11 protein-coding genes are annotated in these 12228 nt (G+C 67.6%); 1 reads left to right on the top strand and 10 read right to left on the bottom strand.

The annotated features are described in order from the left end of the window. Positions 1-4: 4 nt before the first annotated feature. The 10 genes from QK291_RS00595 to QK291_RS00550 all read right to left on the bottom strand — a co-directional run bounded on the left by QK291_RS00595 (position 5) and on the right by QK291_RS00550 (position 10807). Positions 5-643: a TetR/AcrR family transcriptional regulator gene (locus tag QK291_RS00595; RefSeq protein WP_282378091.1), complete on the bottom strand. Its 639-nt coding sequence runs from the start codon at positions 641-643 to the stop codon at positions 5-7. 72 nt (positions 644-715) lie between these two features. After that, positions 716-3046 (bottom strand): EAL domain-containing protein, encoded by a 2331-nt coding sequence (locus QK291_RS00590; RefSeq protein WP_282378089.1) that lies wholly within the window; start codon positions 3044-3046, stop codon positions 716-718. A 158-nt stretch (positions 3047-3204) separates the two neighbouring features. Beyond that, positions 3205-3954 carry a DsbA family oxidoreductase gene (locus tag QK291_RS00585; RefSeq protein WP_282378087.1) on the bottom strand — a complete coding sequence of 250 codons (750 nt, stop codon included), beginning with the start codon at positions 3952-3954 and terminating at the stop codon, positions 3205-3207. A 101-nt stretch (positions 3955-4055) separates the two neighbouring features. Then, positions 4056-4604: a GNAT family N-acetyltransferase gene (locus QK291_RS00580; RefSeq protein ID WP_282378086.1), complete on the bottom strand. Its 549-nt coding sequence runs from the start codon at positions 4602-4604 to the stop codon at positions 4056-4058. Positions 4605-4725: 121 nt separating this feature from the next. Continuing rightward, the gene (locus tag QK291_RS00575; RefSeq protein WP_282378083.1) at positions 4726-5760 is read right to left on the bottom strand and encodes a Gfo/Idh/MocA family oxidoreductase; all 1035 of its coding nucleotides are present in this window, start codon (positions 5758-5760) and stop codon (positions 4726-4728) included. A gap of 1 nt (position 5761) precedes the next feature. Next, a complete protein-coding gene (locus QK291_RS00570) occupies positions 5762-6307 on the bottom strand; it encodes a hypothetical protein (RefSeq protein WP_282378081.1) in 546 nt (181 codons plus the stop codon). Positions 6308-6684: 377 nt separating this feature from the next. After that, on the bottom strand, positions 6685-7680 hold the full coding sequence (locus tag QK291_RS00565) for a sugar phosphate isomerase/epimerase family protein (protein ID WP_282378079.1): 996 nt from the start codon (positions 7678-7680) through the stop codon (positions 6685-6687). A gap of 1 nt (position 7681) precedes the next feature. After that, positions 7682-8902 (bottom strand): Gfo/Idh/MocA family oxidoreductase, encoded by a 1221-nt coding sequence (locus QK291_RS00560; protein ID WP_282378076.1) that lies wholly within the window; start codon positions 8900-8902, stop codon positions 7682-7684. A 10-nt stretch (positions 8903-8912) separates the two neighbouring features. Beyond that, complete coding sequence (locus tag QK291_RS00555; RefSeq protein ID WP_282378073.1) at positions 8913-10055, bottom strand: Gfo/Idh/MocA family oxidoreductase; 1143 nt, start codon at positions 10053-10055, stop codon at positions 8913-8915. Next, complete coding sequence (locus QK291_RS00550; RefSeq protein WP_282378070.1) at positions 10052-10807, bottom strand: sugar phosphate isomerase/epimerase; 756 nt, start codon at positions 10805-10807, stop codon at positions 10052-10054. Before QK291_RS00550 ends, QK291_RS00555 begins: the two co-directional genes overlap by 4 nt. A 153-nt stretch (positions 10808-10960) precedes the next feature. On the opposite strand from QK291_RS00550, the gene QK291_RS00545 reads away from it, so the two are divergent. Beyond that, positions 10961-12196: an ROK family protein gene (locus QK291_RS00545; protein ID WP_282378068.1), complete on the top strand. Its 1236-nt coding sequence runs from the start codon at positions 10961-10963 to the stop codon at positions 12194-12196. Positions 12197-12228 lie beyond the last annotated feature (32 nt).

Raw genomic sequence — 12228 nt, 5'->3', positions numbered from 1 at the left:
GACGTCAGGAGGGCGCGCGGAGGGGCCTGCCGTCGTCGTCGAACCGGGCCCCGGCGCCGAGCTGGACGAACCGCACGGTCCGGGCAACCCGGGCCTCCGCCTCGGCGTCCTGGCCGGCGCCGTCACCGCGGGCCGCGCTGGAGGACAGGGTGCCGTGGATGAGCTGCGCGAGCTGGGTGATGTCCGACTCGGGCAGGTAGCCCTGGGCAATGCCGTCCCGGAGAATGCCCTGCAGGAGCACGCTGAGCTCCCCGACGTGGTCCGCCAGCTTCGCGAACGACGCCGGCGAGAGCACGGCCCCCATCGCGGGGCCCGGCGGCAGGTGCCGCCGGCTGAGGTCCTCGACCTGGGCGCGGACGTACAGGGCCAGGCGGTCCACCGGGTTCTCCAGCGCAGCCAGGGAATCGCGCAGGTCGACCAGGAACCGTTCGGTCTCGTCCAGCGCGTAGGCGATCAGCAGCTCTTCGATGTCCGCGTAGTAGTTGTACACGGCGGTGCGGCCGATCCGGGCGTGGCGTGCGACGTCGGTCATGGTCAGCCCCGGGAGCCCATGCGTGAAGAGGAGCTCACCGAACGCGGTCAGGATGCGGTGCTGGGTCTCGGCTCGTTGGGCGGCGTTGCTCGCGGCCGAAATCCTGGGCATACGGACACTTTAGCGCGATCTGTCAGTAAACCGGCGTTCATTGCCTGAAGCGACCCCCGGCTGGCGTGCCTGTCAGGGACGCGCCACTACAGCCGCCGGGCCTGGGTGGAGATCCGAGAAGGGGGCCGGCTGCGTTTGTTGGCCGCGTTCTGTGAGCCATGCGTCCAGTTCCGCGGCAGGGAGTGGCTTTGACATGAAGTAGCCTTGCGCCAGGTCGCAGCCGTAGTCGCTGAGTGCGCGGTATGCGCCGGCGCTTTCCACGCCTTCGGCGGTCATGTCCAATCCCAGGCTGTGCGCCAAATCTATCGTTGAAACCACCAGTGCCGTGGCGCGGGAGTCGTCCGTCATGGACAATATGAACGATTTGTCGAGTTTGAGCTCGTCGATGGGAAGTTCCCGCAGGTAGGAAAGGGAACTGTATCCCTTGCCGAAATCGTCGACGGCGATCCGGACGCCAAGATCTCGCAGCGTGGTCAGTACCGTGCGGGCCCGGTCGCGGTCGGCGACGAGGACGTCTTCGGTGATCTCCAGTACGAGGACGGAGGGGGACAACCCGCGCGCCGAGGTCATGGTGCCAATTTGGGCCGGCAGGCCGGAGTCGATGATTGAGGGCGCGGAAAGGTTCACGGCCACGGTCAGGTCCCGGCCCTTGGCTGCCCAGGCTGCGGCCTGGTCCAGGGCCTTGCCCAGGACGATGCCCGTCAAGGCCGGCATGAGTCCGGCTTCCTCGAACCGTTTCAGGAAGTCGTCTGGCTGTAGAAGGCCCAAGTCCGGATGTTGCCAACGGACCAGGGCCTCCACGCCCCGGACGTCTCCCGTGGCGAGATCGACCTTTGGTTGGAAATGCAGGAGTAGTTGGTCCCCGCACACGGCCTCTTTGAGCGTCTGCACGGTGTGGGCCTGGCGTGGGTCGAAAATGATCTCACCGCCGTCGTAGACGAAGTGGCCGCTGTGCGTCGATTTTGCCGTGTACATCGCCAGGTCTGCCCTGCGCAGCAACATCGTCAGGTCTTGCCCCTGGTCCGGGTAGCACGAAATTCCAATGCTGGCGTTTACGTGGACAGTGACGCTGCCCAGATCGAAGGGTTCAGCCAGTGCAGACCTCAACTTCAGGGCCACGGCCTGTGCTTCCCCGGCTCCGACGTTTTCGACATGCAGAACAAACTCGTCGCCGCCCATTCGTGCCAGCAGGTCCGTGGGCCGAAGCTGTCCAGCCAGGCGCGCGGACACCTGGCTGAGGAGGGCGTCGCCGACATCGTGGCCGAGACTGTCGTTGATCTCCTTGAACTTGTCGAGGTCCAGCAGCAGCACCGCACTGCGCCGCCGGCCGTTTGCGGCAAGACGCTTGGGCACGTCCGTGTAGAGGGCCCGCCTGTTGGGAAGCCCTGTCAGCTCATCAGTCCGCGCCTGACGCTGCACGTCCGCGAGCCGGATCCGTTGCCGGAAAACCAGCGGCAGCGCCGCCAGCGCCAGAGTCAGGCTGGCCAAAACCACAGCGAGGACGAGCACTCGCACCTGCGTACCCAAAATCAAGACGAACAAACTCGCCAGCGTTGCCAGGGCAGGAACTGCCTGGGACGGCAGGGCCCTTGCCTCGGCGCCGGGGGCATCGTCAGTGCGGCCCTGCATGACGACCCATGCGCCTATCAGGGCGATGCCCAGCGCCCAGGAGGCGTCCAAGGGGGTTCCAACGGCGTAGACACTGTTCAGCTCCAGCAGGGCATAGCCGATGTCGGCGCCGGCAAAAGTGAGCAGGCCCAGGACCAGCAGACCCCATCCCCGTCCGATGTTGCGCCCCGTGGTCGCTGCGATGCCAATCACCGCGGCCACCAAAACGAGGTCCAGCAAGGGATAGGCGGCGCCGAGAGCCATGGCCAGCGAGCGCGGGCCATCGAGGACCGTGTTCAGGATGGGGTCCAGAACGACCGCGAGCATCGCGGAGGCCCCAAGGGCGCCGACGGCGCTGTCGAGGACGACGGGCCAAGTCATGTCAGGCAGGCGGCGGCGGATGACCACGGCCAGGGTGGCCAGCATGAACACATAGAACCCTGTGTAGCCCACGTCGGCCGCCGAAGGCAGCGGCACGTCCTCGCCGGTGGCAGACTTCAACACGTAATAGGTTTCCCCGGCAGCCTGGCAGGACAATGCGCCCGCGGCGAGGATGATTTCCAGTCGCCGGCGCCCGGTGCGGTGCACTACCAGCCATCCGACCGCGGCGGGAACCCAAACCGTGAGCAGGGCAAGGAGACCGTCGACCAGCGGGCTGAACTCTTCAGCCGAACGAAAGGCTAGGCCGGCCGAAAAGGCCGCGGCCACGGCAAGGAGTCCGAGGATCCAGACCCGGGAATGACGCCCGTCAATCGCGGGGAATCCCCGCCGGCCAGCGGGCTCTTCGGTAGTCATCGATCTCCATCTTGTTGGTCGCCTGTCGTCGCCATTCAAGGACAGGAATCGATCGTCGGAACATGGAGTCAATCGACTGCCTGGGTCCACTATGCAACAACAAGGGCACGGCTCATGGCCGCGGCGCACGGACTCGCGGAAAGTTCAGCACGACAACGTCAGCTGGCTCGCGAACTGTCCAATCCGCCTTCGGCGGCGCAGCCTTCCGGGCCGCAGGCGTCGTCGGCTCCGTGGGCGTCCCCGCCGCCGGCGGCGCCGACCATTTCCAGCGGGCGGCTCTCCTGCCACGCCTGCTCGAGGGCGGCCGTGAAGGTTTCGGCGGGCTGGGCGCCGGAGAGCCCGAATTTCCGGTCGATCACGAAGAACGGGACGCCGGTGACGCCCAGGGCGCGGCCTTCCTCGAAGTCCAGCCGGACGTCGTCGGCGTATTTGTCCGTGGTGAACAGTTCCGCCAGCGCGGCCGCGGGGATCCCCAGATCCAGTCCCAGTGAGGTCAGGTAGTCCCGGCTGCCGATGTCCAGGCCCCGCTCGAAGTGGTCGCTGAGCAGGCGTTCCTTGGCGGCGTCCTGCTGCCCGTGCGTGGCGGCGAGGTGGATCAGCCGGTGGGCCGTGAAGCTGTTGGCGACCACGACGTCGTCGAAACGGTAATTGAGGCCCTCACCCCGTGCCTGCTCCGCCACATGCGCGAACATTCCGGCGACCTGCGCCGGAGCCAGGCCCTTGCGGGTGCTCAGGTAGTCCAGTTCGGTGCCGTCGTAGTGGTCGGGCAGCGACGGGTCCAGCTGGTAGCTGCGCCACGTCACCTCCACGGCCTCGCGGTGCGGGAAGGCCGCCAGCGCGGTTTCAAAGCGGCGTTTGCCGATGTAGCACCAAGGGCAGGCGACGTCGGACCAGATCTCAATCTTCATGCTCGCCACAACCCCGACGGGGGCGGCTCCATTCCCCGGCGGACTGTCGGGTTGGTCACGGGCGGGTCAGGCTGGGGGGAGGCGGCCCGGCATGCGCGCGTTCACGCACCCGCTCCCAAGGTGATCCGGCGCTCCATGACGAAGTCGTGTTCCACGGTGTTGCCGAGCGTGAAGGACTTGGTGCCGACCTTGCGGAAGCCGGACTTCTCGTAAAACCGGATGGCCCGGGCGTTCTGGCTGTTCACGCCGAGCCAGAGCCCGCGGGCGCCGCCGCCCGCCGCCGCGCCGATGCTGGCGTGCATAAGTTCGGCTGCGGCGCCGAGCCCGTGGTGGTCGGGGTGGACGTAGCACTTGCTGAGTTCGGTGGACGGCAGTTCGGTCAGGACCGAGGCCACGTCCGGGCCGCCGGCGGGACGGGCCACCAGCAGGCTGTAGCCGCGCAGCTCGCCGCCAGCGTCGATGACCAGGATGGTGACGTCAGGGTCGGCCAGATAGGCCCGGAAGTGGGCCTCGCTGAGGGTGTTGGCCAGGTGCGCCGCGATGTCCTCAGGCCGGGACTCCGGCGGACATGCGAGCGGGAAGGTGACGGCAGCAAGAGCAGCCAGCCTCCCGGCGTCGTCCGCTGTTGCTGTCCGGATCTGGTGCGTCATAGCTAAAACCCTAGCCCCGGACGTAGCCGACGCAGCTCCCGGGCTGCGCACGAACCCCTGGGCCCGGAAGACCGGCTCCGCCTCGTGATGCCGCAGGTCGGTGCTCCGGGGTGCGGCGGTATCAGTGATTCGGGGCCCCTTCCGGCGTGGCGTCGGCTTCGTAGCTGAGGCCGATCTGCCGGCGGATCTCGTCCATGGCGGCCATGACGGCCACGCTCTCGCTGGGCGGAAGAACCGTGCCGGCGGTGGCTCCCGCGTGGATGAGGCGTTCCATCTCGGCTGCCTGGAATTGCATCCCTCTGCCCTTGACCGGCTCGTCAAACCTCTCCAGGACGTTTCCGTGCGTGTCGAACCGGGTGAACGGCGTGGGATTGGACCAGATGGGTTCGATGTCGATCCAGCCTTCCGTCCCGATGACGACTGCCCGGGTGGCTCCGTCGGCATCCAGCGCGCAGTCCACGAGGGCCTGCTGTCCTTGTGGGTATTCGAAGATCGCCGCCGTCTGGCGGTCCACCCCTGTTGCCGTCATGGAGGCGCTGGCCCGGATGATCTCCGGAACGCCAAGGACATCAAAAGCGAAGGAGACCGGGTAGATGCCGAGGTCCAGCAGCGCTCCGCCGCCCAGGGCAGGGTCGTTCAGCCGGTGGGCGGGGTCCTTGGGAAGGTTTTGGTTGTGGCTGGCAACGATCTTCCGGATCTCGCCGAGCGTGCCGTCATGGATGATCTCGCGGATCCGGACCATGTGCGGCAGGAAGCGGCTCCACATGGCCTCAAGTGCCACCAGCCCCTTGGATTCGGCCAGTTCGACGATTTCCCGGGCTTCGCGGGCATTGATGGTGAACGGCTTCTCGATCAGCACGTGTTTCCCGGCATTCAAGGCGAGCAGTGCGTGGGCGTGGTGGAAGGTGTGCGGCGTGGCGACGTACACGACGTCGACGGCCGGGTCCGTGACCAGTGCTTCGTAGCTGTCATTGGCGGTGGGAATGCTGAACTTGCCGCTGAACACTTTGCTTGATTCCAGCGTGCGGGAACCGACGGCCTGCACCGTGAATCCGTTGTCGATCAGGTCCTGCGTCTGCAGCCCGGCGATGAAACCGGTGCCGAGGATTCCCCAGCGGATCTGTCCGTCGGAGGTTCCAGGTTTGGGGTTGGTCACGTCATTGGTCCTTTGTTGTCAGGAAACTGTCAAGCGGGTAGGCGACGTACGCGAATCGGGTGGAATCAGGGGACCAGCTGTTGACGTTCAGTGTGCCCTGGCCGCCAAAGAGCGGCCAGGTGTGCAGGGGTGCGGCCCAGTCGCCGGTAGAGACAAGCACGACGTCGACCGGCAGGTCAGCGGGGTGGCCCACGGTTCCGCCGGGGAATCGGATGTAGCTGGCCAGGCGGCCGTCAGGGGACAAGTGCGGGAACCAATCGGCCGTTTCGCTCTCCAGCAGCCGCTCGGCTACCGCACCGTCCGGGGCCCCGCCGCTGGCCCGGTTCAGCCGTTCGAGTTGTGCGTGGCCGGGTTGGATGGTGAAGGCTTCGGTGTTGAAGTAGAGCCATTCGCCGTCCGGGGAGTACTCGGGTCCGTCGCAGTGGCCATCGATGTTCGGCCCGGTGGCGGCGCCGCCCCCGGCCGGGATGGTGATGAGCCTGCCGGGCTGGGTGAAATCGCCGGCCTGGATCCCCACGTAGGCCAGTTCCTGTCCGTCCGGGCTCACTCCGTGCAGGAAGTGGAAGCTCCCATCGTCGTCGGTGATGCGCGTTGCCGCACCGCCGTCAAGGGCCGCACGGTAGATGTGGCCGTCGTTCGCCGAAAGGCAGATGCCGGTGCCGTCCGCCGGAGCCGGCGCGGCGCGATGCTGGATCTCGCGGCGGTTGTGCGCGGGACGGACGTGTGCGGGCCATCCGGCATGACGAGGCTCCTGACGATGACAACTGTGGACGGTGGCGTGTGTGACGATTGCCCGAAGATTCCGCTACCAAATCGGCCCTGGGCGTCCGAAAAGGTCCGGCGCAGCGCGGATCCACGATGCGCCGGACCGGTTGCGTCGCGGGTGTCCGGAACCGTAGCGGATCCTGGGCGCGCGGCGTGCGGTTACTGCTTGAACGCCGCGTCGAAGGAGGTGTTCGACGCCGGGAAGTCGTACTTCTTGAGCGCGGCGAGTGCTTCGGGGGCGCCGTGGAGCCGGTCCATGCCGGCGTCCTCCCATTCGATCGAGATGGGGCCGTCATAGCCGATCGCGGCCAGGGCGCGGAAGGACGATTCCCAGGGCACGTCGCCGCGGCCGGCGGAGACGAAGTCCCAGCCCCGGCGCGGGTCGCCCCAGGGCAGGTGCGAACCCATCACGGTGTTCCGTCCGGTGGGCCGCAGCTTCGTGTCCTTGCAGTCCACGTGATAGATCCGGTCCTTGAAGTCCCAGATGAAGGAGACCGGGTCGATGCCCTGCCACATGAAGTGGGACGGGTCCCAGTTCAGCCCGAAGGCCTCCCGGTGGCCGATCGCCTCAAGGGTGCGGACCGTGGTCCAGTAGTCGTAGGCGATCTCGGAGGGGTGGACCTCGTGGGCGAAGCGGACGCCGCATTCGTCGAAGACGTCCAGGATGGGATTCCAGCGGTCGGCGAAGTCCTGGTAGCCGGCCTCGATCACCTTCTCCGGAACGGGCGGGAACATGGCGACGTACTGCCAGATGGAGGAGCCGGTGAAGCCGACGACGGTGTCCACGCCCAACGCGCGGGCGAGCCGGGCGGTGTGCTGCATTTCCTCGGCGGCGCGGGTGCGGACGCCTTCGGGGTCGCCGTCGCCCCAGACCCTGGCGCCGACGATGGCCTCGTGCCGGAAGTCGATCGGGTCATCGCAGACGGCCTGGCCCTTGAGGTGGTTGGAGATGGCCCAGACCTTCAGGTTGTACTTCTCCAGGACGGCGAGTTTGGCCTCGACGTAGCCGGGTTCGTCCCAGCGCCAGGCGTCCAGGTGGTCACCGGAGACGGCGATTTCCAGGCCGTCGTAGCCCCAGCCAGCGGCCAAACGCGCGACTTCCTCGAAGGGCAGGTCGGCCCACTGGCCGGTGAACAGGGTGTACGGGCGGGCCATGTCAGGCTCCTTCAGTTGGCGGAATGGTGGCGGGGCCGGAGGCCAGTTGGATGATGGCGCTCTTGGCCGCCGCGCTTTCCTCGACTGCGGCCAGAATACGCTGGACGGTCAGACCGTCCTCGAACGACGGCGAGGGCTGGCTGCCGCTGCCGATAGCGACGAGGAAGTCACGGATTTGATGGGTGAAGGTGTGCTCCCAGCCGATCACGTGGCCCTGCGGCCACCAGGCGGCCGCGTACGGGTGAACCGGTTCGTTGACCAGGATGCGCCGGAAGCCCTGTTCCCGGACCGGGACGGTGGCGTCCAGGAAGCCCAGTTCGTTCAGGTCCTCCAGGTCGAACAGGATCGAACCCTTCTCGCCGTAGATCTCCAGTTTGAGCGAGTTCTTCTGGCCGGTGGCCATCCGGGAGACCTCCACCGAGGCGACCGCCCCGGACGCGAGGGAGAGCGTCGCCCAGGCGGCGTCGTCGACCGTCACCTTTTCCAGGCCGTGGGCGCCCGGCCGCTGGGTGGTGAAGGTGTGCAGCCGGCCGGAGACCTCGGTGACCTGGTCGCCGAGCAGGAAAAGCACCTGGTCGATGGCGTGGGAGGCAATGTCACCCAGCGCCCCGGAGCCTGCGGTTTCCCTGTTCAACCGCCACGTCATCGGCGACTCCGGGTCCACGAGCCAGTCCTGCAGATAGGCCGCCCGGACATGCCGGATCGCGCCCAGCCGGCCCTCGCCGATCAGTTCCCGGGCCAGGGCCAGGGCGGGGATGCGCCGGTAATTGAAGCCGACCATGGACTGGACGCCCTGGCTGCGGGCCGACTGGGCCGCCGCGGCCATGGACTCGGCCTCCGCCAGGGTGTTGGCGAGCGGTTTTTCCACCAGCACGTGTTTCCCGGCGGCGAGCGCGGCGACGGCGATCTCAGCGTGCATAAAGCCGGGGGCGCAGATGTCCACGATCTGGATGTCGTCGCGGGCGATCACCTCGCGCCACTCCGTGGAGGACTCCGCCCAGCCGTACTTGGCGGCGGCTTCGGCGACCCCGGCTGCTTCGCGCCCGACCAGGACGCGCTGCTCGAAGGCCGGGACATCGAAGTAGCTGGCCACATTGCGCCAGGCGTTCGAGTGGGCCTTGCCCATGAACGCGTAGCCGATCATGGCCACGCCCAGCGGTGAACCGGTCCCGGCGGGCGGGCCGGGCGGGGCATGGGGGGCCGCGGAATCTTGGGAAGTCATGACTGGGTTCCTAGAGGGTGGAGGCGGTGGGGTCCCAGTCCTCGGGGAGGGCTGCGGACGCGGGGGCGGAGCTGTCGACGTCGATGAAGGTGCCGGATTCCATCGACTCGGAGATCGAGACCATGGTGTCCAGCACGTGGTATGCGAGGTTGCCGGTGGCGCGGTGCGGGACCCCGGCGCGGAGGGAGCGAGCCATGTCCAGCACACCCATCCCGCGGCCTTGGCTCGGTCCGGTTGCCGGGATGACCGTCCACTCCTCGTCGCCGGCACGCCAGAGGCGCACCTCGCCGGTGAAATGGTTGGGGTCAGGCAGGGAGATGGTCGCCTCGGTCCCGGTGATCTCGACGAACCCCATCCGCTGCCGGGGGGATTCGAAGGAAAAGACGCTGTGGGAGGACCGGCCGTTCTCGAACTGGGCCATCGCGGACACATGGGTGGGAACCTCGACGGTGAATTCCTCCCCGGCCTTCGGCCCGGACCCGATCACGCGGATCTCCTTGGACTTGGAGCCGACGGCAGCGACCTTCCGGATAGAACCGAAGGTCTGCACCAGGGCGGTGAGGTAGTACGGTCCCATGTCGAACAGCGGCCCGGCGCCGTACTGGAACAGGAACGCAGGGTTCGGGTGCCAGGATTCCGGCCCGGGGGTCTGGAACGTGGTCATGGCGGTCAGCGGGGTGCCGATGTCGCCGCGTTCGATCAGCCGCCGTGCGGTCTGGAGCCCGGCGCCCAGGAACGTGTCGGGGGCGCAGCCCAGCCGGATGCCGGCGGCGTCGGCGGCCTTGAGCAGCCCGAGTCCCGAGTCGCGGTCCAGGGAGAACGGCTTTTCAGTCCAGACGTGTTTGCCCGCTTTGACGGCCGCGGTGGCCACCTCGACGTGCGCGGCCGGGATGGTCAGGTTCACGATGATCTCGACGTCGGGGTGGTTCAAGGCCGCGTCCACACCGCCCCACTCGGCGATGCCGTATTCCTTGGCGCGCGCCTGGGCGGCGTCCTCAAAGAGGTCGGCGATGACGTGGACCTTGAGGTCCGGGAAGACTGTCAGGTTGTCCAGGTACTGCTTGCTGATGTTGCCGGCGCCGATGACGGCGACGCCCACGGGGCCGCGTCCGGTTGCCTGGTTCGCTGCGGCACGGTTCGCTGCGGCGCTCATGCGTTCGCGCCCTGGGTGCTGGCGGAACCGCTCTGCAGGTATGTGAGGCTCTCGGCAATGCCTTCGAAGATGTCGCCCGCGTAGTCGTCAAACTCCACCACGCCGACTTCCAGTGACTTGGCGGCGCCGACAACGTCCCAGACGGCGATTTTGCCCTGGCCAGCCGGCTGCTGCGCCTTGGTTTCGGCGGTCAGCGGGCCGTCCTTGATGTGGATGAACTTTACCCGGTCGCCGAGTTTGGTCAGGATGTCGACGGGGTCCTGGCCGCCTACGGCAACCCAGTAGGTGTCCACTTCCAGGACCAGTTCGGGGTCCAGGAGATCCGCGAAGTATTCCAGTGCCGTGCGGCCCTCGATGGTGGACTCGAGCTCCCAGGCATGGTTGTGGTAGCCGACCCGGATGCCGTATTCGGCGCCCTTTTTCGCGGCTGCATTGAGCTTCGCGGCGGTGGCCTGGATGTCCTCGGCCTTCTGCCAGTGCTCGGCGGGCAGGAACGGATCGATGACGGTGCTGATACCCAGTTCTTTGGCGGCGGCGAAGATTTCGTCCTGGTCCTGGCCCAGCAGCGGGGCGTGGCCGGACGGTGCGGTGAGGCCGTTCTCCTTCAGTGCGGCACCGAGTTCCTTGGCCGTGGCCACGAAGTTGTAGGGCTCAACCTGGGTGAAACCGATCTCGGCGACTCGTCTGATGGTGCCGGGAAGGTCCGCCTGGATGGCGTTGCGGAGGGTGTAAAGCTGGAGTGAGTAGGACATGGTTCTCCTGGATTTGTAGCCGCTGGCTGTGGGCTGGTGCTGCATCTTCTCCAAGCTAGAAGTACTTTTGCCAGACGTCAATCAAAAGTCACGACAGCAGCGACAGCATATCGGGTTGTGACACTCATAAGCATCCGTGCTATTCATTCTGGTATGAATCGAAGCGCGGTCTCAGGTCCCGTCCGGGAAGGTACCAGTGGCAGCTCAGCGCTACAGGTCGCCGGCAGTCTGTCCCGTGCCGGGGACCTGTTCCAGCTCCTCCGCGACGGCAAAGCCCGCACCCGCGCCGAACTGGCTCTCACCACCGGGCTGGCGCGTTCCACCGTCGCGTCCCGCATCGACGCCCTGATGCACTCCGGACTGGTCGGCCCGGCAGGCGAGGCCAGCTCGAGCGGCGGCCGGCCGCCGTCGCGCTTTGCCTTCAACCCCGCCGCCCGTGTGGTTCTGGCGGTCGACGTCGGGGCCACCCACGTCATCATCGCCGTGACGGACCTGGGCGGGACGGTGCTGGCGGAGTGCCGGCTGGCCCAGGATGTCGCCGACGGCCCGGAGGCCGTGCTGGACCGGGTGGTGTCGGAAGGCATCAAGCTGCTGGGCCAGGCCGGACGCGGCAAGGACGGCCTCGCCGGCATCGGCATCGGCCTGCCCGGCCCGGTGGAGCATGCCACCGGGATGCCGGTGAAACCGCCGATCATGCCCGGCTGGGACGGGTTCGACGTCGTCCGGCACGTCCAGCGCTCGCTGCCGGTCCCGGTGCTGGTGGACAACGACGTGAACATCATGGCGCTGGGGGAGCGGACCGCCTACTGGCCGGAACACGAGAACTTCCTTTTCATCAAGGTCGCCACGGGAATCGGCGCCGGCATCATCAGCAGCGGCCAGCTCCAGCGCGGTGCGAACGGCACGGCCGGGGACCTCGGCCACGTCCGGGTGCCGCGCGGCGACGACGTGCTCTGCCGTTGCGGCAACTACGGCTGCCTTGAGGCGCTCGCCTCCGGCCCCGCCGTCGCGCATGCCCTCACCCTGCAGGGACTGGAGGCCGACAACGGGGGCGACGTGCTGCGGCTCGTGGCAGAGGGAAACCTGCGGGCGATCCAGGCCCTGCGCCAGGCGGGCCGCGACCTGGGCGACGTGCTCGCGACCGTCGTGAACCTGCTCAATCCGTCCGTCATCGTGATCGGCGGCAGCCTCGGCCAGGCCGGCGAACACCTCATGGCGGGGGTCCGCGAGGTGGTCTACCGGCGCTCGCTGCCGCTGGCCACCACCCACCTGCGGATCGGGCTGTCCATCGCGGGGGACCAGTCCGCGATCCTTGGTGCCAGCCAGATGGTCACCCAGTATGTGCTCTCGCCGGCCGTGATCGAGGCGACCCTGCAGGCGACGGGCTGACGCCGGAGATCCGCGCGGGTGTCACAATCGCC

The organism is Arthrobacter sp. AL12 (genome assembly GCF_029960645.1).
GTDB lineage: Bacteria > Actinomycetota > Actinomycetes > Actinomycetales > Micrococcaceae > Arthrobacter.
This window is presented reverse-complemented; position numbering and strand designations above follow the sequence as displayed.

Bases quoted from the DNA above. Each gene is read 5' to 3' on its own strand.
- QK291_RS00595 (WP_282378091.1), bottom strand. From the start codon at position 643: ATGCCCAGGATTTCGGCCGCGAGCAACGCCGCCCAACGAGCCGAGACC.
- QK291_RS00590 (WP_282378089.1), bottom strand. From the start codon at position 3,046: ATGACTACCGAAGAGCCCGCTGGCCGGCGGGGATTCCCCGCGATTGAC.
- QK291_RS00585 (WP_282378087.1), bottom strand. From the start codon at position 3,954: ATGAAGATTGAGATCTGGTCCGACGTCGCCTGCCCTTGGTGCTACATC.
- QK291_RS00580 (WP_282378086.1), bottom strand. From the start codon at position 4,604: ATGACGCACCAGATCCGGACAGCAACAGCGGACGACGCCGGGAGGCTG.
- QK291_RS00565 (WP_282378079.1), bottom strand. From the start codon at position 7,680: ATGGCCCGCCCGTACACCCTGTTCACCGGCCAGTGGGCCGACCTGCCC.
- QK291_RS00560 (WP_282378076.1), bottom strand. From the start codon at position 8,902: ATGACTTCCCAAGATTCCGCGGCCCCCCATGCCCCGCCCGGCCCGCCC.
- QK291_RS00555 (WP_282378073.1), bottom strand. From the start codon at position 10,055: ATGAGCGCCGCAGCGAACCGTGCCGCAGCGAACCAGGCAACCGGACGC.
- QK291_RS00550 (WP_282378070.1), bottom strand. From the start codon at position 10,807: ATGTCCTACTCACTCCAGCTTTACACCCTCCGCAACGCCATCCAGGCG.
- QK291_RS00545 (WP_282378068.1), top strand. From the start codon at position 10,961: ATGAATCGAAGCGCGGTCTCAGGTCCCGTCCGGGAAGGTACCAGTGGC.